The organism is Nocardioides okcheonensis, from assembly GCF_020991065.1.
Taxonomy (GTDB): domain Bacteria; phylum Actinomycetota; class Actinomycetes; order Propionibacteriales; family Nocardioidaceae; genus Nocardioides; species Nocardioides okcheonensis.
In genome coordinates this window covers 2,542,568-2,566,395 of record NZ_CP087710.1, presented here as the reverse complement: position 1 = coordinate 2,566,395, position 23,828 = coordinate 2,542,568, and the positions used below count along the sequence as shown (strand labels likewise).

The following is a 23,828-nucleotide window of genomic DNA, read 5'->3' as shown; positions in this document are numbered from 1 at the left end:
GCTCCGCTCCCCCGAACAACGCCGTAGGGACCCCGAGATGACCCAGCTCTTCGGTGCGATCGTCCGCGGCCTCCGGGCGCGCGCGCTGCTGTCCGCCGGCTCGGTGCTGCTCACCGCGCTCGCGATCGGCTCCGCCGTGCTCGGCCCGGTGTTCTCCGAGGCGGTCACCAACTCCTACGTCGTCACGCGCCTGCAGGAGACGCCCGCCGGCCTCACCGGCCTGAGCCGGGTGTTCACGCCCGACGAGGACTCCGACATCGCGACCGCCGAGGCCGACGCCGTCGCGGCGTCCCGCGGCCTCACCGAGGGCCCGTGGCAGGACCCGGTCACGATCGTGCAGTCCGAGCGGTTCAGCGCCCTGCGCGGCGTCGTGACCTTCTGGGCGCGCGCCGACGCCTGCGACGCGCTCGACGTCGAGGGCCGCTGCCCGGAGAAGCAGGGCGAGGTCCTGATGCTCACCGGCGACCTCGCGAAGACCGGGGCCGAGATCGGGGAGCCGCTGCGGCTGCCGATCTACGAGCCCCCCGGCGTCCAGGACCTCGGCCTGCCACGACCCGGCCTCGACGAGGTGGTCGTCGTCGGCACCTACGACACGCCGTCCGACGACGACGGCTGGCTGATCCCCGGTCGGCTGTCGAGCACCAACGAGCAGACGAGCATCCAGGGCGGCTACCGCCCGTACGCGCCGGGACCCCTCATCACCACCCCCGAGACGGTCGCCGCGACGGGCGACTGGACGGTCCGGGTCGACACCCGCCTCGACGTCGAGCCCGACCTGCTGCCGGCCGACCTCGACGTCGCGGCCCGCTCGGCCGCCGCGGTGCCGAGCGACGCCGCGATCCCGGTCGACGGCGGCACGCTGCGCGCCGACGACACCAACGACCTCACCGGCGTGCTCGACGAGGTGCGCTTCCAGCAGTCCACCGCCCGCAGCTCGATCGCGCCCGCGGTGCTGTCCCTCGTGCTGGTGGCGCTCGCCCTGCTGATGCGCCTGCTCAACGCGGCCAGCGAGCTGAGGGTCCCCGAGCTCGCGCTCGCGTCGCTGCGCGGCGTGACCGCGCGGCGGCTGTGGGGCCTCGGGCTCGCCGAGCCGCTCGTGCTGCTGCTCGTGTCGGCCCCGCTCGGCGCCGCGCTGGGGCTCGGCATGTCGGTGCTGCTGGTGCGGAGCTGGCTGGTCCCCGGGCTCCCGCTGCCGCTCCCGCTCGCCAGCTGGCTCGCGGCCGGACTCGTGCTCGTCGCAGCGTTCGTGGTCGCGTGCGTGGCGGTCGGCCTGGTGGTGCGCGAGTCGCTGGCCTCCCAGCTCTCGGGCGTACGCCGTCCGGTCGCCGCCCGGCGCTGGTCGGTCGTCGCCCAGCTCACCCTCGTGGCGCTGGCCGCCTCCACCCTCGTCAGCAAGCTCTCCGGCGGTTCGCCCGGCGAGCCCGACGCCACCGACCTGGTCCTCCCGGTCCTGCTCGCGGTGGTGGCCGGTCTCGGTGCCACGCGCGCCGCGGCGGCGCTCGCGACGTGGTGGACGCGCCGCTCGCGCGGGCGCTCGCTGAGCGGCTTCGTGTCGTGGCGGGCGATCTCGCGACGCCAGGAGGGCACGCTCGTCATCCTGCCGATCACCGCGGCCATCGCCGTCGCGGTCTTCGGTGCGGGCGTCTACGACTCCGCCGCCACCTGGCGCACCAGCGTCGCCGCCACGGCGTCCCCCGCGACCACGACGTGGTCGACGACGCTGTCGCTGCCCGACGCGGTCGAGCTCACCCGGAGCCTGGACCCCGAGGGGGAGTGGATCATGGCGGCCGCGAGCGTCGCCTACCCCGGCGCGAACTTCTCGGTCGTCGACAGCAGCCGCCTGGAGCGGGTCGCGACCTGGCCGCCGACCTGGACCCCCGGGCGCGACGTCGCCCAGGTCGTCCGCGACATCGAGCCGGACGGCACCGTCCCCACCTTCTCCGGCACCCGGCTCAGCCTCACCATCGACAACGAGGCCGAGGTCGACGGCGGCCTGACCGCCGAGGTGCGCTTCGGCTCCCGGGCCGGCGTGCCGCAGAAGGTCTACCTCGGACCGTTCCGCGCGGGGGAGACCACCCGCACCGCGAAGGTGCCGTTCTGCCGCGAGGGCTGCCCGCTGGAGGGCATGACCCTCGGCGGCGGCGCCGGCACCAACACCGCCATGACCGGCACGCTGCGCGTGGTCGAGGTCGCGGTCGACGGCGCGCCGCTGGCCAGCGCGATCGACGGCGCGGTGTGGCGGCCCACCCCGGACGACGCCGTCCGCTCCTCGATCACCGACCTCCGCGAGGTCGACGGCGGGCTCGAGATGGACGTCGACACCGGCGGCTCGGTCGGCATGGCGCGCCTCACCTCCGGCGGCATCGACCCCCGGCGGCCGACCCTGGCCGGACCCGGCGTCGAGGCCGACGCGGTGCAGAAGCTCAACCAGGACTTCGGGTTCCTCCCCGTCGACCCCATCGGCGGCATCGGCGCGGTCGAGGGCATGCCGTTCACCGGGCCCTCCGGCCTGCTGATCGACTACTCCTCCTTCATCACCGACCGCAAGGTCTCCGACTCGCTGATCACGACCCACGTCCTGGCCCGCGACGGCACCCCGTCCTCGATCACCCGGCAGCTCTCCGAGGCCGGGCTCACGGTCGGCACCACGCTGGCCCAGGAACGCCGCGTGCTCGACCAGAGCGCGTACGCCCTCGCGCTGCGGCTCTACGCCGTGGTCGCCGCGCTGGTCGTGCTGATGGCGCTGGCCGGGCTGTTCGTCAGCGCGGCCGTCCAGCTGCCCGCCCGCCGGCGCGACGCCGCGGCGCTGCGGGTGGTCGGTGTGCCGCGTGGCTCGGTGATGGTGGCCGTGGTGCGCGAGCTCGGGGTGGTCCTCGGCAGCGCGGCGCTCGCGGGCATCCTGGCCGGGTCGCTGGCGCAGTGGGTGGTGCTGCGCACGATCACCCTGGGCTACGCCGACGCCTCCACCACGCCCGCGCTCGTCGCCGCGATCTCCCCGCTGCGCCTGGTCGTGCTGGCGCTGCTCGCCGCCGCCGTCTTCGGCGCCGTCGCCCTGGTCAGCGCGTCGATGACCGTGCGCGGGGCACGCGGGGCGACGCTGCGCGAGTCGGCGCGCTGAGCCTCAGCCGCAGCAGGGGTCGAACCGGAAGCCCACCCCGCGGATCGTGCGGATCCACTCGTGGTCGGCGGCCCCGCGGCGCAGCTTGCGGCGCAGGTTGGCCAGGTGGACGTCGACGACGTGGGTGCTGTCGGGGACGAACTCGGTGGCCCAGACGGCCCGGAGCAGGTCCTCGCGGCCGACCACGACGCCCGGCTTGCTGGCGAGGTGGGCGAGCAGGTCGAACTCGGTCCGGGTGAGGTCGACCTCGCGGCCCCGCACCCGCACCTCGCGGGCGTCGGGGTTGAGCTCGAGGTCCTCGCAGCCCAGCTCGGGGTCGGCGGTGACGGTGCCGCGGATCACGCTGAGCGGCGTACGCGCGACCGCGGCGGCCACCGAGTGCGCCGGGGCGGCCTCGGTGGTGGTCGCGCGCGGGCGTCGGAACAGCGCCGCGACGCGGGCCTGCAGCTCGCGCATGGAGAACGGCTTGACGAGGTAGTCGTCGGCGCCGACCTCGAGCCCGACCAGCCGGTCGACCTCGCCGGTGCGCGCGCTGACCACGATCACGTAGCAGTCGGACAGCAGCCGGATCTGCCGGCAGACCTCGACGCCGTCGATGTCGGGCAGCGACATGTCGAGCGTGACGAGGTCGGGCCGGGTGTCGCGGACGACCGCGAGCGCCTCGACGCCGGTGCGCGCCACGTGGACCTCGAAGCCGACCTGCACCAGCAGGCCGGAGATCAGCTCGCCGACGTCACCGTCGTCCTCGACGACGACTGCCGTTCGTTGGTTGTTCATTCAATTGCCCCTGAGCTCGAGTGTAGGCCGCAGGCTCGCCTGCTGCCAGTGGCGACGCGCCCCGTCGTGGAGACGGGTCTCGCCGGCTCGTCGTCCGCCCCCACGGCGGTCGGCGAGGTGGTGCGCCGAGAGATCGGGTCCGGGCTCAGAAGTCGAGCCCGCGGGCCCAGTCCTCGGAGTCGAACCGCGCCACGAGGTACGGGCCGCCGCCCGTGCGGCGCCCCTCTCCCTCGCGGTCCATCCGGTAGCCGATGCCGCGGATGGTGTGGATCCAGGTGGCGTCGGAGTGCCGGCGCAGCTTGCCGCGCAGGTTGGCCACGTGCACGTCCACGAGGTGGTGGTCGTGGGTGAGGGCGCTGCTCCAGATCGCCAGCACCATCTCCTCGCGGGTGCAGACCCGCGACAGGTGGGTGGCGAGGTACTCCAGCACGTCGTACTCGATGCGGGTCAGCTCGACGATGGTGCCGTCGACCTGCACCTCGCGACGCGCGGAGTTGATCACCAGGCCGGCGCCGCACGCGATCGTCGTCGCCTCGTCGGCCGGCTGCGACGGCGCCGGGACGCGCGGGGCCTGGGCCTGCGCCTCCTCGACGGCGGAGGCCGTGCGCGGGCGGCGGAACAGCGCCGCGACCCGGGCCCGCAGCTCGCGCGGCGAGAACGGCTTGAGCACGAAGTCGTCGGCCCCGACCTCGAGGCCGATCAGCTTGTCGACCTCGTCGGAGCGGGCGGAGACGATGACGATGTAGCAGTCGCTCGCCTCCCGGATGCGCCGGCAGACCTCGATGCCGTCCATGTGCGGCAGGGTGAGGTCGAGCGTCACCAGGTCGGGCGGATCGGCCGCCGCGATGTCCACGGCAGCACGTCCGTCAGGCGCCGAGCTGACCCGGAAACCGGCGCCCTCGAGCGTCTCCACCAGTGCTGAAGAGATGTCCGGATCGTCCTCGACGACCAGAGCATGTAGATCCTGCATGTCGAACCCCCACACCTTTGCTGGGCGGTGACCCCACGTCCCGCCGCGCCTCCCGAACAAGCGTCGTTCGAATGGTAAGGGCACCGTTCCCCGTCACGGGAGATCAATGTCATACGTGGGATCAAGGTCTAGACCACCCACTATCGCGGATTCAATGGAGGTGTGGTAGAGATTCCGCTTTTTCCTTGGTCGCGCCCAGGTCGACGGCGCGATTGACCCAGACGCTGACCTCCTGCATGCCGACACGCCGGTAGAGGCCGAGGGCCCCGGTGCGCGAGTCGGTGCTGAGCTCGGAGGTCGTGGTGCCGTGCTCGCGGGTGCGGGCGAACGCGTCGACGAGCAGGGCCTGGGCCAGCCCCTCGCCGCGCCGGTCGCGGCGCACGGCGAGCCGGTCGACGTAGCCGGTGCGGCCGTCGTCGGAGACGAGCACCACCGCGACGCCGACGACCACCCCGTCGGGGTCGAGCACCACCCGCAGGTTCCACGGCTCGAACCCGGGCCGGCCGGTGGTGACCGCCTCGAAGTCCTCGAAGCTCTCGCGCTCGCGCTCGGACCACTCGAGGAAGGCGTCCTCGAGCACGGCGTGCGCCGCGCGTCGCTCGTCGGGCTCCGCCGCGCGTACGACGTGGCCCGGCGGCAGCGGCCGCTCGGCGATGGTGGCGCCCTCGGGCAGCCGGAGCACCCAGCTGGTCCACCGGACGCGGAAGCCGAGCGCCTCGAGCAGCCGGTCGCCCGGCGACCCCTGCGGGACGGGCATGCCCACGACGCTCGAGCCGAGCGCGCGGGCGCGCTCCTGCAGCCAGTGGGCGAGCCAGGTCCCGATGCCGCGCCCGCGGTGCGACGGCAGCACGGCGGTGTCCGCCCGGTCCGCGCCCATCAGCTCGGCGTAGCCGACGATCGCGGCGCCGTCGAGGACGGCCACCGAGCGCGCGGCGAGGTCGTGGCTCGGGCGCGCCCAGTCGCCGACGATGTCGGCCTCCTCGATCGCCACCTCGCCGGTGTCGGCGAGCTCCTGGGCGGCGATCACCTCGTACACCGCGCGGGCGTCGTCGAGGCGCAGCGGGCGGGTGGTGAGGCCGGCGGGCAGCGTGGGCGGGTTCGCGGGCATGGCAGGAGTGTGCTGCCTCACGTCACGCGTTGTCGCCCGCTTATCCGGGCCCCGGAGGCCCGCCGTGGAATGTCCTGATCGCCCGCGAGGCCCTACCGTTGACGGGTGAGTGACGACCAGCCCGCAGCGCCCGCACAGAACTTCTCCGACCTCGGCCTCGCGCCGGAGGTCCTCAAGGCGCTGGCCGACGTCGGCTACGAGACGCCCTCGCAGATCCAGGCCCTGACCATCCCGCCGCTGCTCGCGGGCCGCCACGTGGTCGGCCTCGCCCAGACCGGCACCGGCAAGACGGCCGCCTTCGCGCTGCCGATCCTGTCGCAGCTCGACCACTCGCAGCAGGGCAAGTCGGGCCGCGCACCGCAGGCGCTCGTCCTCGCGCCCACCCGCGAGCTCGCTCTCCAGGTGTCGGAGGCGTTCGAGAAGTACGCCGCCCACATGAAGGGCGTGCGGGTGCTGCCGATCTACGGCGGCCAGGGCTACGGCGTCCAGCTGTCCGCGCTGCGCCGCGGCGTCGAGGTCGTCGTCGGCACCCCGGGCCGGATCATGGACCACCTCGAGAAGGGCACGCTCGACCTCTCCCAGCTGCGCTTCCTCGTCCTCGACGAGGCCGACGAGATGCTGAAGATGGGCTTCGCCGAGGACGTCGAGACGATCCTGGCCGACACCCCCGACGACAAGCACGTCGCCCTCTTCTCGGCCACCATGCCGGCCCAGATCCGCCGGATCTCCAAGAAGTACCTCGCCGACCCGGTCGAGATCACGGTCAAGAACAAGACGACGACGTCGTCCACGATCACCCAGCGCTACCTGATCGTGTCCTACCCGCAGAAGGTCGACGCGCTCACCCGGATCCTCGAGGTCGAGAACTTCGAGGGGATGATCGTCTTCGTCCGGACCAAGAACGAGACCGAGACGCTCGCCGAGAAGCTGCGCGCCCGCGGCTACTCCGCGATGGCCATCAACGGCGACGTCGCGCAGGTGCAGCGCGAGCGCACGGTCAACCAGCTCAAGGCCGGCAAGCTCGACATCCTCGTCGCCACCGACGTCGCCGCGCGCGGCCTCGACGTCGAGCGGATCAGCCACGTCGTCAACTACGACATCCCCACCGACACCGAGTCCTACGTCCACCGGATCGGCCGCACCGGCCGCGCCGGCCGCACAGGCGACTCGATCGCCTTCGTCACCCCGCGCGAGCGCCACCTGCTGCGCGCCATCGAGAAGGCCACCCGCCAGCCGCTGACGCAGATGCAGCTGCCGACCGTCGACGACGTCAACGCCACGAGGCTCTCGCGCTTCGACGACCAGATCACCGAGGCGCTGACCCAGCCCGAGCGGATCGACTTCTTCCGCGACGTGGTGGCCCACTACGTCGCCGAGCACGACGTGGCCGAGGTCGACGTCGCCGCCGCGCTGGCCGCGGTGATGCACGGCGAGCAGCCGCTGCTGCTCGAGCCCGAGCCCGAGCCGCGGCAGGGCTCCTTCGAGGAGCGCGCGACCCACGCCGGCAAGGCCGGGCGCGGGCCGCGCGAGTCGCGCAGCGGCCAGCCGATGGCGGCGTACCGGATCGAGGTCGGCAAGCGGCACAAGGTCGAGCCGCGCCAGATCGTCGGCGCGCTGGCCAACGAGGGCGGCCTGTCGCGCGGCGACTTCGGCCACATCATGATCAAGCCGGACTTCTCGGTGGTCGAGCTGCCCGCCGAGCTGCCCGCCGGCACCCTCGAGCGCCTCGCCGGCACCCGCATCTCGGGCAAGCTGATCGAGATCAAGCCCGACAACGGGCCGTTCCGCGGGCGTCCGGGCGGCGGCCACCGCAAGGGCGGCGGCGGCTACCAGGGCAAGCGCCCGCGAGACTGACCTTGGCGGGCACCTGTCCCGTCCTGCCTCGAGAGTCCCCGGATATCCGGGGACTCTCGTGCTGTGCACCCGAGATCCCGGGTGCACAGCACGAGCTCCGGGTGCGAAGCCGGCAGCAGGCTCAGGCGGGGACGGCCGCCCGGTCGGTACGCCGCCGGCAGCAGGCTCAGGCGGGGACGGCCGCCCGGTCGGTACGCCGCCGACGGGCGACGAGCGCGTCGACCGACAGCCGACCGGCGCCGGTGGCGGCCAGCACGAGGCCGAGGACGGCGAGAGCCATCACCAGCTCGTAGCCGCCGTCGGAGGCGAAGAACGCGTCACGGTGCACGAACCACCACGCGCCGGCCATGTTGAGCGCCCACAGCACGCCCACCACCGGGGTGAGCGCGCCCAGCAGCAGGAGCACGCCCCCACCGAGCTCGACGGCGAGCGCGAACGCCGCTGCGGCGGTGGGCGCCGGGATGCCCATCGCGGCGAAGCCGTCGGCGGTGCCGGCGAGCCCGCCCTGGTCGAGCTTCTGCAGGCCGTGGGCGATCATCACGCCGCCGAGGGCCAGCCGGCCGACGAGGAGCGCGACGTCGACGAGTGCACGGCGTGCGGCGGGGGCACCGGCCGGGGCGCCGGTGGGGGCGCTGGCGGGGGCGCTGGTGGGAGTGGTCGAGCGGGTGCTCATGGTCGTACCTCCGAGAGATGGTTGACGAAGCAACCACCGTAGGTGCGCCAGGTGAGAGCTTTCTGAGAGCGAGTCGGCGCGCACGTCCCACCGCATGCCAGCGAGCCGGCGCGCGTGTCCACGGGGAGGGACACGCGCGCCGGCTCGGCGGACGCGGGGCGGAGCGCTGGCTCGGCGGCTCCGCGCGGGAGGATCAGGCGTTCTGGATCGCCGAGACGTCGAACTCGAGCTTGATCTTCTCCGAGACGAGCACGCCGCCGGTCTCGAGCGCGGCGTTCCAGGTGAGGCCCCAGTCCTTGCGGTTGATGGTGGTCTCGCCCTCGAAGCCGACGCGCAGGTTGCCGAAGGGGTCCTTGGCGGAGCCGGTCTGCTCGAACTCGATCGTGACGGGCTTGGTGACGTCCTTGATGGTCAGGTCGCCGGTGATGGTCCAGTCCGAGCCGTCGCGCGAGACGTCGGTGGAGGTGAAGGTCATGGTGGGGTAGGTCTCGACGTCGAAGAAGTCGCCGGACTTGAGGTGGCCGTCGCGGTCGGCGCTGCCGGTCTCGACGGAGGCGACCTGGATGGTGAGGTCGACCTTCGAGGCGGCGGGGTTGGCCTCGTCGATGTGGGCGGTGCCCTCGAAGGCGCCGAACTGGCCGCGCACCTTGGTGACCATGGCGTGGCGGGCGACGAAGCCGAGGCGGCTGTGGCTCACGTCGAGCGTGTAGTCGCCGGTGGTGTCGTCGAGGGCGGTGGTGGGGGCGTCGAACGAGCTGGACATGGGGTGCTCCTGCGGTGGAAGACGGTGGTTGGTGAAACTTCAACCACCCTAACGGGCAACGCCCCTGGTTGATTCCCGACGCGAGGAAGGGATTTCCGCGACCCCGGGGACGGCGACGAGCCACGCCTCCGTGCGGGGACGTGGCTCGTGTGGCGTGGGACGGGTCAGGCGGCTGCGACCTGCGCGGCCGACACGACCGTCCAGCGCGCTTCCATGTGGGTGCGGCCCGACGCGTCGGTCACCGCCACCCAGGTGCAGACCGGAGCCCCGGTCATCTCGCGCTTGCTCATGTGACACCTCCCGTTCACCTGCTGTTCACCAAGAGTAGCACCCCTTCACTCGTGCACCACCTTTTCGCTGAAGGCGGGACCAGATGCCCCACCTGGCGGCGCCCAGTGGCCCGAACGGGCCACTGCTCCTCCACCTGGGGCGGATGGTGTGCGCCCGCCGACGCCCCGAGGACGGAAAGACACGGATTCCTGCCCGAATTCGGGCAGGAAGTTGCCGGTGGGCCGTCCGCGCCCGCATGATCTGCGGGTGCCGGACCCCGCCCTCGTCGCCCACGTCGTGGCCACCACCTCCCTCACGCCCGGCGAGGCGGCGCGCGTGGTCGACGACGTCATCGCCTTCCACTCCCAGAGCGTGGAGGACTACGTCCGGGACCGGCACGCCCACCTCAAGACCTACGGCGCGAAGAACCCCGAGATCTTCGCGCGCATCGCCGAGGAGCTGCGCACCCGCGTGGTCGCGGCACCCGAGCTCTCCGAGCGGCAGCTGCGCCGCATCGTCTACGGATAGGAACCCAGCATGTGCGGAATCGTCGGATACATCGGTCGCCAGGACGCGGCCCCGGTCGTGCTGGAGGGACTGACCCGGCTCGAGCACCGCGGCTACGACTCGGCGGGCGTGGCCGTCCTCGGTGCCCGTGGTCTCCGGGTGGCCAAGCGCGCCGGCCGGGTCCGCGACCTCGACGCGGCCCTGCCGAAGCGGTTCGCCGGCACGACCGGCGTCGGCCACACCCGCTGGGCGACCCACGGCCCGGCCACCGACGTCAACGCCCACCCGCACACCGACGAGCTCGGCCGGGTCGCGGTCGTCCACAACGGCATCATCGACAACTCGGCGACGCTGCGCGCCGAGCTCACCGACGCCGGCGTCACGCTCGCCAGCGACACCGACACCGAGGTGCTCGCGCACCTGGTCGCGCGCAGCGGGGCCGACACCCTCGAGGGCAAGGTCCGCGACGCGCTCGGCGCGGTCGTCGGGACCTACGGCCTCGCGGTGCTGCACGCCGACTTCCCCGACCGGATCGTGGTGGCCCGCAACGGCAGCCCGCTGGTGGTCGGCGTCGGCGACAAGGAGATGTACGTCGCCTCCGACCTCGCCGCGATCGTGCGGCACACCACCACCGTCGCGGTGCTCGACGACGGCGAGATGGCGACCGTCACCGCGGCGGGCTTCACGACCATGCGGCACAGCGACCTCGCCGCGACCGGCAAGACGGCCAGCGAGGTCGACGTCGACGCGTCGGCGTACGACGCCGGGGAGCACGAGTCGTACATGCGCAAGGAGATCCTCGAGCAGCCCACCACCGCCCAGGCCGCGCTGCGCGGCCGGCTCGACGAGCGCTTCGGCACCGCCCACCTCGGCGGGCTCGACATGGACGCCCGCGACCTGCGGGCCGTCCGGCGGGTGAAGGTGCTGGGCTGCGGCTCGGCCTACTACGTCGGCCAGATGGGCGCGGCGCTCATCGAGGAGCTGGCGCGCATCCCCGCCGACGCCGAGGCGGCGAGCGAGTTCCGCTACCGCGACCCGGTCATCGAGCCGGACACCCTCTACGTCGCGGTGAGCCAGTCCGGCGAGACCATCGACACGCTGCTCGCGGTGCAGGAGGTGCGCCGCAAGGGCGGGCGCTGCGTCGGACTGGTCAACGTCGTGGGCTCGGCGATCGCGCGCGAGTGCGACGGCGGCATCTACCTCCACGCCGGCCCGGAGGTCGCCGTCGCCAGCACCAAGGCGCTGACGAACATGTTCCTCGGCTTCGCGCTGCTGGCGCTCCAGCTCGGGCGGGTGCGCGACCTGTCCATCGCCGACGGCAAGCGGCTGGTCGCCGGTCTCGAGCGGCTGCCCGCGCAGATCGAGGAGGTGCTGGCGGGGGAGGAGGACCTCGTCGAGGTCGCCCGGTCGCTGGCCGAGGCGCGCAGCCTGTTCTTCATCGGCCGGGTGCGCGGCTTCCCGGTCGCGCGCGAGGGCGCCCAGAAGTTCAAGGAGATCAGCTACTGCCACGCCGAGGCCTACCAGACCTCCGAGCTCAAGCACGGCCCGCTCGCGCTGATCGAGCCGGACGTGCCGACGGTCGCGGTGGTGCCGCACGACGAGCTCACCGAGCGCAACGTCGGCGCGCTCCACGAGATCGCCGCGCGGCAGGGGCCGCTGGTCGTGGTGACGCACGAGGAGGTCGACCTCGGCGAGGTCGGCGCCCGCCGGATCGTCGTCCCGCGCAACGAGCCGGAGCTCGACCCGATCCTGCTCACCATCCCGCTGCAGCTGCTGGCCTACCACGCGGCCCAGCACCTCGGTCACGACATCGACAAGCCGCGCAACCTGGCCAAGTCGGTCACCGTGGAGTGAGGGGCGCTGTGTTGGATGGCTCGCTCCGCTCGCAGCCCTCCTCCTGCACTCCTGGGCACGCCTGGGGACGGAACACCCCCGTGGTCAGCCTGCTGATGCCCCGCGGGGGTCTCGTGACAGGACTTCGTCCTTCCTCGACCAGCGCGGGCGAGCCGCCCGGTGCTCCGCTGGTCGAGGAGGTCGTGCAGCGACCGTCACGAGACCCGGCACCCCGGACGGGCGACTGGAGGACGACGAACGAGCGGGTTACGAGCGCCGCGACACTGCGAGCGGAGCGAGCCATCCGAAATGGACTGGGCGCCCCTTGCCGCATGGGGTCGGCAAGGGACGCGCCGCGAGAACTTTCCCATCCTGCCCCGCGTCCTGTCCGGGGATCGCGGGAAAGACCGAGTGAAAATGGCGTCGTCCCGGTCACAGGGTGCGGAACGCGTGGCGGGCGAGCGCCAAGGCCCGCCGGGCCAGCGGCTCCGCGGCGGCGCGGTCAGCCTCGACGAGGCCCACGCGCGTACGCCGGTCGAGCAGGTCGTCGACGTCGTGGGCGCCCTCGTGGGTGACGGCGAAGACGAGCTCGGCCAGGGTCACCGGCACGGTGGCCGACACCGGGGCGATCAGCTCGTCGTCGGGCAGCCCGGTCACCGCGCGGGCCGTTGACAGGGCCAGGTCGGCGTCCGTCCCGAACCGGCGCACCAGTCGCGGCGGTGCCCCGAGCGCCCGCAGCCCGGCGGCCGGAGCCGCACCGGCGAGGGGCAGGGTCGCGGTGACGCACGGGCCGGCCTCGAGCAGGCCGCGGTCGACGACGTGGTCGAGGACGTCCTCGGCCATCCGGCGGTAGGTCGTGAGCTTGCCGCCGACGACGGTCGTGAGGCCGGTGGAGGAGACGAGGATCGCGTGCCGGCGCGACAGGTCGGCCGTCGCGTCCGTCCCGGCGACCTCGAGGAGGGGGCGCAGGCCGGCGAAGGCGCCGACCACGTCGCCGCGGGTCGGCGGGACCGCGAGGGCGGACCCCACCACGTCGAGGAGGAAGTCCACCTCGGCCTCGCTCGGCACGGGGACGTCGGGCACCGGACCGGTGACCGGCTCGTCGGTCAGCCCGACGTACGTGGTGCCGTCCGGTTGCGGCAGCACCATCGCGAACCGCGCGGTGGTGCCCGGGATCGGCACCATCACCGCGACCCGCGTGTGCGGCAGTGCGGAGGCGCGCAGGACCAGGTGGGTGCCTCGGCTCGGGCGCAGCCGCACCTGCTCGTCGAGGCCGCCGGCCCAGACGCCGGTCGCGTTGACGACGGCCCGCGCGCGGACCTCGTGCACCTCGCCGGTGAGCTCGTCACGGAGCCGTACGCCCGTGCCGGTGGCGGCCGTGACCCGCGCCCGGGTCCGGACGTGGGCGCCGTGGGCCGCCGCGGTGCGGGCGACGGTGGTGACCAGGCGGGCGTCGTCCTCGAGCTGCCCGTCCCAGGCCAGCAGCCCGCCGCGCAGCCCGTCGGGGCGCAGCGACGGCGCGAGGCTGAGGGTCTCGGTGGTGTTGAGCCGGCGCGGTCGCGGGAGCGTACGAGCGGTGGTGTGGGCGGTGCGGCGCAGCAGGTCGCCGGCGTGCAGGCCGCCCCAGGTCAGGGCCGCCTTCGCGGGCGGGACCGCGTCGGTGAGCGGGGTCAGCATCGGCAGCGCGTGGACGAGGTGCGGGGCCGTCACGCCCATCAGGATGCCGCGCTCGACGGCGCTCTCGTGGGCGATCGCGAGCCGGCCCTGGGCGAGGTAGCGCAGCCCGCCGTGGACCAGCTTGGAGGACCAGCGCGAGGTGCCGAAGGCGAGGTCGTGGGCGTCGACCGCCAGCACGGTCAGGCCTCGGGTGGCCGCGTCGAGCGCCACGCCGGCGCCGGTGATGCCCAGGCCCACCACGACCACGTCGACTGCGTCGGGGACGCCGGCGAGGCCGGGGGTGATCCGGCGCTCCATCAGGGCGCCAGGGTCCGGGTGACGAGGTGGACCAGCTCGGCGTCGAGGTCCTCGAGCCCGATCTCCCCGTCGACCATGGTGAGCGCGGAGAACACGAAGCCGTGCCCGGCCAGCAGCAGGCTCCGGGCCAGCAGCACCGGGTCGCCGGAGCGGATCGTCCCCGCGGCCTGCCCGCTCGCGACCTCGGCCGCGAGGATCTCGATCAGGGCCTCCTGCGAGCGTCCGCGCCGGGCGAGGAGGTAGGGCAGCATCAGGTCGGGGTCGAGCTCGACGATCCGGACGAAGAGCTCGTTGTCGCGCAGCGCGCGCACGGTCGACAGCGCCGCCCGGGCGATGCCCGCGGGCGTGCTGGTGTCCTTCGCGGCGACCCGCGTCGCGGCGGCGACGCCGACCCACTCGCGGGTCATCAGGTCGCCGAGCAGCGAGCCCATGTCGGGCCAGGTGCGATACATCGTCATCCGGGAGACGCCCGCGCGACGGGCGACCTCGGTGAGCGTGGTGCGGCGCCAGCCGACGTCGAGGATGCAGTCGCGGGCGGCGTCGAGGTAGCCGTCGATCCGCGGGTCGCGGGGACCGGACTCGGTGTGACGAAGTGACGACATGTGTCACACTGTAACGCATGACGCCCGAGACGCCGACCGTCGAGATGCACCCGCAGCGCTGGGGGGACCCCGCGGCCGCGGCCGACCTGCCCGAGTCGGCGAGGGGCCTGGTGGAGCTCGCGTTCGGCCGCCAGGAGCGGCCCGCGGTCGACGGCGCGGTGCCCCCGCCGGGAGCCCTGGCCGACGACCTGCTCTCGGACCTCCGCAGCCTGGTCGGCGCGGAGCACGTGCTCACCGACGACGCCACCCGCGCGCTGCGCACCCGCGGCAAGTCCACCCCGGACCTGCTCCGTGCCCGCGCCGGCGACCTGTCCGACGCCCCCGACGCCGTGGTCCGGCCCGGCGGTCACGACGACGTCGTCGCCGTCCTGGCGTGGGCCACCGAGCACCGGGTCGCGGTCGTGCCGTTCGGCGGGGGCACCTGCGTGACCGGCGGCCTCGCCGCGCGACGCGACGGCTTCGCCGGGCTGGTCAGCCTCGACCTGCTCCGGATGAAGCGGCTGCTCGCGGTCGACGAGGTGTCGATGACCGCCACGCTCCAGCCCGGGCTCCGGGGGCCCGAGGCCGAGGCGCTGCTCGCCGCGCACGGCCTGACCCTCGGCCACTTCCCGCAGTCGTGGGAGCACGCCTCGATCGGCGGCTTCGCCGCGACCCGGTCCAGCGGCCAGTCGAGCGCCGGCCACGGCCGCTTCGACGCGATGGTCGTCGGCCTCACCGCCGCGACGCCGACCGGCTCGCTCGACCTCGGCTCGGCGCCGGCCACCGCAGCCGGACCCGACCTCCGCCAGCTCCTGCTGGGCTCCGAGGGCGCCTTCGGCGTGATCACCTCGGTGACGGTCCGGGTCCGCCGCGCGCCGGAGGTGACGGCGTACGAGGGGTGGCGCTGGGCGTCGTTCGGCGCCGGCTCCGACGCGATGCGGGTCCTCGCCCAGGAGGGGCTGCTGCCGACGGTGCTGCGGCTCTCCGACGAGGACGAGACCGCGATCAACCTCGCCGACCCCTCCTCCATCGGCGGCGCCGACGACCCGGGTTGCCTGATGGTCACCGGCTACGAGGGCACCGCCGAGCAGGTCGCCACCCGTCGGGCCGCGGTCACCGCCCGGCTCGAGGCGCTCGGCGGCACGCCGCTCGGCACCGAGCCGGGGGAGCGGTGGTCGCACGGCCGGTTCCACGCGCCGTACCTCCGCGACGCGCTGCTCGACCACGGCGTGCTCGTCGAGACCATGGAGACCGCGACCTTCTGGTCGAACCGCGAGCGGCTGCACGCCGAGGTCCGCGCCGCGCTGCGCGGCTCGCTGGGCGAGGGCTCGCTCGTGCTGTGCCACGTCTCGCACGTCTACGAGACCGGCTGCTCGCTCTACTTCACCGTCGCCGCGCGCCAGGACGACGACGCGCTCGGGCAGTGGGCGGCCGCGAAGGCGGCGGCCAGCGACGCGATCATCGCCGCCGGGGCCACCATCACCCACCACCACGCCGTCGGCACCGACCACCTGCCGTGGCTCGCGCAGGAGGTCGGCGAGGTGGGCGTCCGGGTGCTGCGCGCGGTCAAGGCCGAGCTCGACCCCGCCGGGATCCTCAACCCGGGGGTGCTCGTCGGCTGAGCCCGGGTAGTCCAGTGGGGGATGGCTGTGTCCGGGGCCTCCCGGCCGAGCCCGGGTAGTCCAGTGAGGGATGGCTGTGTCCGGGGCCTCCGGCCAGCCATCCCTCACTGGACTACCGCGGCACGGCAGCCAACGCTCACTGGACTACGTCCGGGGTGCGGCCGACGATCCGCTGGTCGAGGAAGGACGAAGTCCTGTCACGAGACCCCTGACCCCAGTCGTCCGTTCGGGGTGAGGGGTCTCGTGACGGTCGCTGCGCGACCTCCTCGACCACCGAAGCTACGGGAGCTGCCCGACGACGGACGGGCGGGCTCGGGCGCCGGGACGCTTCGCCCGAACCTCAACCAGCGAGGGCGGCGAACGACCACACCAGCAGCTCGGTCGCCTCGGTCGCGGTGACCGCGCGGCCGGGCTCGTCGGTGAGACGGACCGCGTCGCCGGCGCCGAGGGTCAGGCCGTCGAGGGTGACCGCGCCGGTGGCGGCGAAGAGGTGCTGGGTCGGGTCGTCGGGCAGCACGACGGAGGAGCCGGGAGCAAGCCGCGCGACCAGCAGCCGCGCGCCCGCGGTGCCGATCGGCAGGCCGTCGCCACCCACCACCTCCACCAGCCCCTCGCCGGGCGCCGGGGCCTCGCCCAGGACGTACGACGGCGCGCCACCGGTCGCGGTGGGCGTCAGCCACGCCTGGACGAACCGGCAGCGCCCCGACGCCGGGTCGGCGACCTCGCTGTGCCGGATGCCCGTGCCGGCCGACAGCACCTGCGCCCGCCCGGCCGGCAGGACGTGGCTCGCGCCGGGACGAGCGGAGTCGGTGTGGACGAGCGCGCCCTCGAGCACCCACGTCACGATCTCGAGCCCGGTGTGGGGGTGGTCGGGATAACCGGCGCCGGGGTCGAGCAGGTCGTCGTTGTGGGAGACGAGGGGCCCGAAGCCGAGGTTGGCGGGGTCGTAGTGCGGTCCGAAGGAGAACGAGTGCCGCGTGAGCCGACCGTCCTCGCTCGACGCCGGCCGCGTCGCGGAGGCACGGACGTCGGCGGTCATGCGCCCCATTGTGGGCGCCGTGTGGAAGGGTCGGGACATGGGCACGGGGGTGCACGGGGGACGGGTCGCGGCCACGGTCGCGCTGGTGCTGGCGGCGGGGGCGTGCTCGGGCGCCGAGGAGCCGACCGGCGAGACGCGCGTCGACGCGGGCGAGCTCGTCACGCTCGACCGTCCGGTGGCGGTCGAGGACCTCGACCCGGAGCCCGCGCTGACGGCGCGGGTGCCGTCGGGGGAGCTGCGCGTGGCCTCCCGCGCCGCCGACGAGGTCGCGGGCGCGCGCCAGCAGGCGGCGGACCTGGAGGCGCCGGACGGGACCGAGCTCGTCGTCGTGGCGTGGGAGCTCGACCTGACCGCGCTCGACGTGCCCGGGGCCGCGGGACCCGCCGCCCTCGGCGCCGACGCCGACGCCGAGGTGGTGCTCACCGCCGGTGACGTCGACGCCGTGCTCGCCTCGGACCCGCTGCCCCTCCAGGGGTCGGCGCTGGTCGCGGTCCCCGACCCCGCCGCGCTGGGGCTGGAGGTCACGTTCGACGGCGTCGTGCAGACCGTGAGCCCGGGTGGTGCGCAGCGCGAGGTGCCGCCCCAGGCCGCCGGTCTCTACGAGGGGTTCGCGTTCGGGAGGACGTCGCTCGACTGTCGACCGGCGAAGCTCGCCGCGACCTGCGTCGCCGAGGCGGCGTGGTTGCCGTGGACCGACGCGGGTGGCTGGGCGCCCGTCGGCCAGGTGTGGCCGGTCGTGCGGGTCGTCGGCTCGGTGCCGGGCGAGACCGGCACCCTCACCGCGACCGTGACCCTCGACGGCGCCGCCCCACTGAGGTCGTACGAGGAGGACGGTGCCCCCGTGGACGGCTTCGCCGGCGTGCACGTCCTCCCGGCCGTCCGGCTCGGGTCGGCGCGGGTCGACGTGCGGGCCGAGACGGAGGCCGGGAGCCTGGTCGGCACCGGCGTGCTCGTCCCGGCCCTCCCGTGAGCGCGCACGACCTCCCCCATCCCGCGTACAGGGCCTGCGTCGGGCCGATATCTTCGCGGGGTGTCCTCCCCCGCAGACTTCCCCCTGCTGCCGCCCGGTTTCAGGTTCGGGACCAGCACGGCCAGCTACCAGATCGAGGGCGCCGCGCGTGAGGGCGGCCGGGGGCCGAGCATCTGGGACACCTTCACCGCCGAGCCTGGCCGGATCGCCGACGGCAGCACCGGCGACGTGGCCTGCGACCACTACCACCGCGTCGACGAGGACGTGGCGCTCATGCAGCAGCTCGGCACGGGCGGCTACCGGTTCTCGATCGCCTGGCCCCGCGTCCAGCCGACGGGGAGCGGGAAGGTCAACGCCGAGGGCCTCGCGTTCTACGACCGCCTCGTCGACACCCTGCTCGCCCACGGCCAGCAGCCGATGGCGACGCTCTACCACTGGGACCTGCCGCAGGCCCTCGAGGACGACGGCGGCTGGCTGAACCGCGCGACCGTCGACCGCTTCGCCGAGTACGCCGCGATCGTCGGTGACAAGCTCGCCGACCGCGTCGAGCACTGGGTGCCGGTCAACGAGCCCAACGTCGCCTCGATCCTCGGCTACGGCATGGGCACCCACGCGCCCGGCAAGGCGATGCTGTTCGGCTGCCTGCCCGCCGCCCACCACCTGCTGATGGCCCACGGTCGCGCGGCCATCGAGCTGCGCCGCGCGGGCGCGACGTCGATCGGCTGCGCCAACAACCACGCGCCGATCTGGCCGGCGAGCGACGACCCGGCCGACGTCGGGATGAGCAAGATCTTCGACGCGCTGTGGAACGGCACGTTCCTCGAGCCGATGCTGCTCGGGCGCTACCCGGCCGACCTGATGCCGCTCTTCGAGGAGTTCATGGCCGACGGCGACCTCGCCACGATCCGCCAGCCGCTCGACTTCTACGGCGTCAACTACTACAACCCGATGCGGATCGCGGCGGCCGACGAGGACTCCGAGATCCCCTTCGACTTCCGCGAGGTCGTGGGCTACCCGACCACCGACTTCGGCTGGCCGATCGTTCCCGACGCGCTGCGCGAGTGGCTGGTCATGTTCCGCGCCCGCTTCCGCGCCGCGCTGCCGCCGATCATCATCACCGAGTCGGGTGCCAGCTATGCCGTCGGGCCGGACGAGCACGGCGTCGTCGACGACCAGGCGCGCATCGACTACCTCCGCGCCCACGTCAACGCCGTGTCCGAGGCCGTCCAGCGCGGCGTCGACGTCCGCGGCTACTACTGCTGGTCGCTGATGGACAACTTCGAGTGGGCCGAGGGCTACACCCAGCGCTTCGGGCTGGTGCACGTCGACTACGAGACGCTCGCGCGCACGCCGAAGAGGTCGTTCCAGTGGTACGCCGACCTGATCAAGGCGCAGCCGCAGCACCTCTGAGGGTTTGGCACACTGCCCGGCATGGCCGAGCGTCCCGTCCCCGAGCGCCCCGACCCGCGCCGGCGTGAGCTCGGCGCGGCCTCGTCCGCGGACCCGACGGCCGGCGCCCACGGGATGACCTGGACGGCGCTCGCGCTGCTGGTGCTGATGATGCTGGTCTGCGGCTACCGGCTCCTCGACGCGTGGGACAGCCGGCAGCCACCGACCGGGGTCGAGGCGCAGGAGGCGACCGTGCTCGGGCTCGAGGAGCTCGACCGGGCGCGCCCGGGAGCCCGGGCGACGGAATACGCCTCGATCGTCTTCGAGCTCCCCGACGGGACGCAGCAGTCGGCGCTCTACGAGCTGCGCTGGCTCGGCGAGGCCGCGAAGGGCGACACCGTCACGGTCTACGAGCGCGACGGCGTGTGGCGCACGACCTCGGAGAAGTCGGTCGGCGGCGCCGTCTGGTGGGCCGCCGGCCTGCTGGTCCTGCTCGTGATGACCTCCGGCTGGTTCCGGGTCCAGGCGCGCGCGAGGCGGGGCTTGCCGGCGCTCTGACCGGGCGCCGATAGGCTCGCGACATGAGCAGCCGCCGCATCGTGTTCGTCGTCGGCTCGGGCCGCAGCGGCACGAGCACCATGGCCGGCACGCTGCGCACCCTCGGCCTGCACGTGCCCCAGCCCGAGGTCGTGGCCGACGCCACCAACCCCAAGGGGTTCGGGGAGCCGCGGTGGGTGGTCGACCTCCACGCCGAGCTGCTGCAGCGCAGCAACGTGCAGGTCTCCGACGCCCGTCCGCGCGCCTGGCTCGACACCGGCACGACCAGCGGTGACCACGCCACCCGCGAGCGGGTGACCGCCTGGCTGGAGGAGCAGTTCGCGATCAGCGACGAGCTGGTCGTCAAGGACCCGCGCGCCGCGTGGTTCCTCGGGCTGTGGCGGGCCGCGGCCGACCGCTGCGGCGCCACGTCGTCGTACGTCACGATGCTGCGGCCGGTGACCGAGGTGGTCGGCTCCAAGCAGGCCTACTACGGACAGATGGGCGCCGGCTCCGACCAGGGCGCGATCACCCGCACCGCCGCGTGGGTCAACATGATGCTCCACACCGAGCGCGCCACCCGCGACCAGCAGCGGGCGTTCGTCCACTACGGCGCGCTGCTCGACGACTGGACGCAGCCGGTGTTCGCGCTGGGCGAGGCCTTCGACCTCGCGGGCGTGAAGACGGCGATGGCCGTCGACATCGCCGAGGTGCACCGCTTCATCGACCCGAGCCTGCGCCGGGTCACCGCGACCTGGGACGACATCGGCGTGCCCGACCGGCTGCGCGAGCTCGCCGACGAGACCTGGCGGACGCTCGAGGACGTCGCCGCCGACGACACCGACGAGGCGCGCCGTCGCTGCGACGAGCTGCGCACGGCCTACGCCGCGCAGTACGCCGAGGCCGAGGCGTTCGCGCACTCCACCGTCGTCGCCCAGCGCCGCACCGCCGCCGCCGAGGCCAGGCGACAGGCCGCCGCCGAGGCCGGCCGCGCTCCGGCGCCGACCGGGTGCCGCACGCCGTACGGGCCATGGTCCCGCCGGCCGCGCGGCAGGCCGTGCGCAGGGCGATGGGCCGGGAGCGACCCGCCTGATGCCGGACATCGCCTCGCTCGAGGGGCTGCCCGACTTCGACGTCACCTGGCCGTGGACGGCGGGTGAGCCGCTCGAGCCCGGCCTGACCTGCGTGTTCCGGGTGCGCAACGAGGCGCGCAACCTGCCGTGGGTGCTGCCGCCGATCCTCTCCGCGGTCCAGCACGTCCTGCTCGTCGACAACGGCTCCGACGACGGCACCGCCGACGTGGCGCGCCGGGTGGCCGACGAGTGCGGGGCGGCCGACCGGCTCACCGTGCTCGACTACCCGCACCGGGTCTCCCGCGCCGGCGGCGAGCACCTCGCCACGCCCGCGACGAGCGTCCACTCCCTCACCCACTTCTACAACTGGTGCTTCTCCCACGTCCGCACCACCTACTCGATGAAGTGGGACGGCGACATGGTGCTGACGCCCGAGGGTGCCGGGATCCTGCGCGACCTCGCCTGGCAGCTGCAGTCGACCCGCGCGATCGTCGCCGTGCCGCGCCACCCGCTCACGGTCGTCGACGAGTCCACCGGCTGGCTCGACCTGTCGCTGCGCTTCCTCGAGCCGTGGGTCTACCCGATGGGCCCGGAGTTCACGTTCGTCAAGGCCTTCGACTGGGAGCTGCGCGAGTTCCCGCCCGGCGTCGAGCGGGTCGTCCTCCAGCAGGGGCTGGTCCTCGAGGTGAAGTGGCTCGACGCCGACGAGTACGCCCACTGGCGCACCGACGGCGTCGACTTCACCAACACCCGGCTCTACCGCAAGCTGCGCGAGTTCGAGGTCGACGAGGCGATCCGCACCGGTCGGGCCGAGGAGCTCGGCGGCCTGGTGAAGGTCGTCGCACCGCCCGGCGTCCACGTCATCGACCACGTCAGCCGGGACTGGCTCTGGCGCCAGCCCCGACCGCTCGTGCAGCACTCGCTGCCCTCGTCCCTCAAGGAACGCGTACGCCCGTGAGCCCCGCACCCACCGCCCCGCACCCGCTCCACGACGTCCGGATGCCCGGTCCGACGCTCGTGCTGGTCGACGACTCCGACAGCCTCGCGCTCGACGCGCTGCACGGCATCGAGGACGTCCCCGGGATCGAGGCCCGCGTCGTCACGCTCGCGGCGCTCGACGGCCCGCTCAAGGGCTGGGGCTCGGTGCTGGTGGTGGCGGCCGACCGCGCGCGCCTGCGCCGGATGGCGAGCGCCGTGCCGCTGCTCGGCCAGTGCCGCGTCGTCGCCTGCTGGCTCACCGACACCCCGACCCCGTGGGTGGTCGTGCCCCGCCCGGAGTGGCCACGGCTGGTCCACCTCGCCGCCCGCGAGGCGGGCGACCGCGGCGTGCTCACCGTCCTGCGCTTCGCCGGCGGCGCCCGCGCCCAGCTCGTCGTCATGGAGATGGCCCGCCAGGCCGCCGGCCCCGGCGACACCACCCACGGCGGGGTCGTCGTGGCCTACGCCGGTCGTCCCGCCGCACCCGGGCTCGACGCGCGCAGCGTGCTGCTGCCCGACGTGGCCGGCGCCGGCGACGCGGAGCGCGACGTGCCGCCGGACGTCGTCGTCGCCAGTCGTGGCGGCCGGGTCGCCGCCCACCACGTGATCGACCGCGCGCCGACGGTCGTCACCGACCCCGGCGTCGACCCGGTCGACGAGCGGATCTTCAACCCGGTGGGCTTCCGCAAGGACTGGGACGCGCCCGTGGCCGACCTCGCCGCGCTCGGCCGCGGCCCCGTGACGGAGGCGGTCGTCGAGGCGGCGCGGGCCCACCAGGGCGTACGCCCCTCCGCCGACACCCACGCGTCCGACCTGCTCGCGCTCGCCGCGTCGGGGGTGCCGCTCGTCGGCGTGGACCCCTCGCGCGCCACCGAGCTCGGCCTGGCCGCGCCGCTCGTCCAGGCGCTGGGCGCCGAGGTCGACCTCGACGACGCGCTGGCCCGCGAGGAGCACAGCCTGGCCGTGCGTCGCGCCGCGTTCGACCACCACTCCACGCTCGCGTGGCGCTCGGCGCTGGCGACGCGCGCCGGCGTCCGCCACACCGGGCTGCCGCCGGTCAGCGCGCTGCTGGCCACCAAGCGGCCGCAGATGCTCGACTTCGCTCTGCGCCAGGTCGCCCGGCAGCGCGGCGCCGAGGTCGAGCTGGTGATCGCCGCCCACGGCTTCGAGCCCGACCGCGACGCCGTGCGCCGGGCGCTCGGCGACCGACCGCACCAGGTGCTGACCTTCGACGACGCGACGTTCTTCGGCGACGTGCTCACCGCCGCCGCGCACGCGGCGTCGAGCGAGGTCGTGCTGAAGGTCGACGACGACGACTGGTACTCGCCCGACGCGGTCCACGACCTGGCGATGGCGCGCCGCTTCTCCGGCGCCGACGTGGTCGGGATGCCGTCGGAGTTCGTCTACCTCCACGCCAACGCCGACCGCGAGGACCTCACGGTCCGCCGCAACCACCCCTCCGAGCTGTTCGCCCGGTTCGTCGCCGGCGGCACGCTGCTCCTCGACCGCGGCCTGCTGGGCTCGCTCGGCGACTTCCGCCGGGTGCGGAAGTTCGTCGACGCCCAGCTGCTCGCGGGGGTCGAGGCCGCCGGCGGCCGGATCTACCGCACCCACGGCCTCGGCTACGTGCTGCGCCGCACCGGCACGGGACACACCTGGCAGCGCGACGACGAGGAGTTCCGCCGACCTGACATCGTGGCCTCCGAGTGGAAGGGTTTCCGACCGAGCCGCGCGCTGGAGGTCGACCCGGTCGACCGCCCGGACGGGGTCGGCACGAACGAGGGGGAGTAGG

General features: G+C 74.1%; 20 protein-coding genes. 11 read left to right on the top strand and 9 right to left on the bottom strand.

Annotation, left to right across the window (positions count from 1 at the left end; all coding sequences use genetic code 11):
• The first annotated feature begins 37 nt into the window (after window positions 1-37).
• Entirely contained in the window at window positions 38-3,118 is a 3,081-nt protein-coding gene (locus tag LN652_RS12405; protein WP_230440941.1) for an FtsX-like permease family protein, read from the top strand.
• Between the two features lie 3 nt (window positions 3,119-3,121).
• Here LN652_RS12405 and LN652_RS12400 read toward each other — a convergent pair whose 3' ends face one another.
• The 3 genes from LN652_RS12400 to LN652_RS12390 all read right to left on the bottom strand — a co-directional run bounded on the left by LN652_RS12400 (window position 3,122) and on the right by LN652_RS12390 (window position 5,973).
• Window positions 3,122-3,895: a response regulator transcription factor gene (locus LN652_RS12400; RefSeq protein WP_230440940.1), complete on the bottom strand. Its 774-nt coding sequence runs from the start codon at window positions 3,893-3,895 to the stop codon at window positions 3,122-3,124.
• A 145-nt stretch (window positions 3,896-4,040) separates the two neighbouring features.
• Window positions 4,041-4,865, bottom strand: a complete 825-nt coding sequence (locus LN652_RS12395) for a response regulator transcription factor (RefSeq protein WP_230440939.1) — start codon at window positions 4,863-4,865, stop codon at window positions 4,041-4,043.
• Window positions 4,866-5,016: 151 nt separating this feature from the next.
• On the bottom strand, window positions 5,017-5,973 hold the full coding sequence (locus tag LN652_RS12390; protein WP_230440938.1) for a GNAT family N-acetyltransferase: 957 nt from the start codon (window positions 5,971-5,973) through the stop codon (window positions 5,017-5,019).
• 105 nt (window positions 5,974-6,078) lie between these two features.
• Here LN652_RS12390 and LN652_RS12385 point away from each other — a divergent pair, with 105 nt between their 5' ends.
• A complete protein-coding gene (locus tag LN652_RS12385) occupies window positions 6,079-7,827 on the top strand; it encodes a DEAD/DEAH box helicase (RefSeq protein ID WP_230440937.1) in 1,749 nt (582 codons plus the stop codon).
• A 166-nt stretch (window positions 7,828-7,993) separates the two neighbouring features.
• On the opposite strand, the gene LN652_RS12380 is transcribed toward LN652_RS12385, so the two are convergent.
• The 3 genes from LN652_RS12380 to LN652_RS21925 form a co-directional block, all read right to left on the bottom strand.
• Window positions 7,994-8,500 (bottom strand): DoxX family protein, encoded by a 507-nt coding sequence (locus LN652_RS12380; protein WP_230440936.1) that lies wholly within the window; start codon window positions 8,498-8,500, stop codon window positions 7,994-7,996.
• A 193-nt stretch (window positions 8,501-8,693) separates the two neighbouring features.
• On the bottom strand, window positions 8,694-9,263 hold the full coding sequence (locus LN652_RS12375; protein WP_230440935.1) for a YceI family protein: 570 nt from the start codon (window positions 9,261-9,263) through the stop codon (window positions 8,694-8,696).
• Between the two features lie 164 nt (window positions 9,264-9,427).
• Window positions 9,428-9,553, bottom strand: coding sequence for a hypothetical protein (locus tag LN652_RS21925; protein WP_268932169.1), 126 nt, complete (start codon window positions 9,551-9,553; stop codon window positions 9,428-9,430).
• A gap of 247 nt (window positions 9,554-9,800) precedes the next feature.
• On the opposite strand from LN652_RS21925, the gene LN652_RS12370 reads away from it, so the two are divergent.
• Both LN652_RS12370 and glmS read left to right on the top strand, forming a co-directional pair.
• A complete protein-coding gene (locus LN652_RS12370; RefSeq protein WP_230440934.1) occupies window positions 9,801-10,061 on the top strand; it encodes a hypothetical protein in 261 nt (86 codons plus the stop codon).
• Window positions 10,062-10,070: 9 nt separating this feature from the next.
• Window positions 10,071-11,894, top strand: coding sequence for a glutamine--fructose-6-phosphate transaminase (isomerizing) (gene glmS, locus LN652_RS12365; RefSeq protein WP_230440933.1), 1,824 nt, complete (start codon window positions 10,071-10,073; stop codon window positions 11,892-11,894).
• Between the two features lie 411 nt (window positions 11,895-12,305).
• On the opposite strand, the gene LN652_RS12360 is transcribed toward glmS, so the two are convergent.
• Both LN652_RS12360 and LN652_RS12355 read right to left on the bottom strand, forming a co-directional pair.
• A complete protein-coding gene (locus LN652_RS12360) occupies window positions 12,306-13,847 on the bottom strand; it encodes a glycerol-3-phosphate dehydrogenase/oxidase (RefSeq protein WP_230440932.1) in 1,542 nt (513 codons plus the stop codon).
• A complete protein-coding gene (locus LN652_RS12355; protein WP_230440931.1) occupies window positions 13,847-14,449 on the bottom strand; it encodes a TetR/AcrR family transcriptional regulator in 603 nt (200 codons plus the stop codon). Before LN652_RS12355 ends, LN652_RS12360 begins: the two co-directional genes overlap by 1 nt.
• A gap of 17 nt (window positions 14,450-14,466) precedes the next feature.
• On the opposite strand from LN652_RS12355, the gene LN652_RS12350 reads away from it, so the two are divergent.
• Entirely contained in the window at window positions 14,467-16,050 is a 1,584-nt protein-coding gene (locus LN652_RS12350; protein WP_230440930.1) for an FAD-binding oxidoreductase, read from the top strand.
• A gap of 340 nt (window positions 16,051-16,390) precedes the next feature.
• Here the strand turns inward: LN652_RS12350 and LN652_RS12345 are convergent, their stop codons facing one another.
• Complete coding sequence (locus LN652_RS12345; RefSeq protein ID WP_230440929.1) at window positions 16,391-17,089, bottom strand: pirin family protein; 699 nt, start codon at window positions 17,087-17,089, stop codon at window positions 16,391-16,393.
• A 37-nt stretch (window positions 17,090-17,126) separates the two neighbouring features.
• Here LN652_RS12345 and LN652_RS12340 point away from each other — a divergent pair, with 37 nt between their 5' ends.
• Genes LN652_RS12340 through LN652_RS12315 form a run of 6 tightly spaced genes read left to right on the top strand, consistent with a single transcriptional unit; the run spans window position 17,127 to window position 23,827 of the window.
• Window positions 17,127-18,059, top strand: coding sequence for a hypothetical protein (locus LN652_RS12340; protein ID WP_230440928.1), 933 nt, complete (start codon window positions 17,127-17,129; stop codon window positions 18,057-18,059).
• 60 nt (window positions 18,060-18,119) lie between these two features.
• A complete protein-coding gene (locus tag LN652_RS12335) occupies window positions 18,120-19,469 on the top strand; it encodes a GH1 family beta-glucosidase (RefSeq protein ID WP_230440927.1) in 1,350 nt (449 codons plus the stop codon).
• Window positions 19,470-19,490: 21 nt separating this feature from the next.
• Entirely contained in the window at window positions 19,491-20,006 is a 516-nt protein-coding gene (locus LN652_RS12330) for a hypothetical protein (protein ID WP_230440926.1), read from the top strand.
• A gap of 23 nt (window positions 20,007-20,029) precedes the next feature.
• The gene (locus LN652_RS12325; protein WP_230440925.1) at window positions 20,030-21,145 is read left to right on the top strand and encodes a sulfotransferase family protein; all 1,116 of its coding nucleotides are present in this window, start codon (window positions 20,030-20,032) and stop codon (window positions 21,143-21,145) included.
• Entirely contained in the window at window positions 21,078-22,016 is a 939-nt protein-coding gene (locus LN652_RS12320) for a glycosyltransferase family 2 protein (protein ID WP_230440924.1), read from the top strand. The genes LN652_RS12325 and LN652_RS12320 overlap by 68 nt, the downstream gene beginning before the upstream one ends.
• Complete coding sequence (locus LN652_RS12315) at window positions 22,013-23,827, top strand: hypothetical protein (RefSeq protein ID WP_230440923.1); 1,815 nt, start codon at window positions 22,013-22,015, stop codon at window positions 23,825-23,827. The genes LN652_RS12320 and LN652_RS12315 overlap by 4 nt, the downstream gene beginning before the upstream one ends.
• Window position 23,828 lies beyond the last annotated feature (1 nt).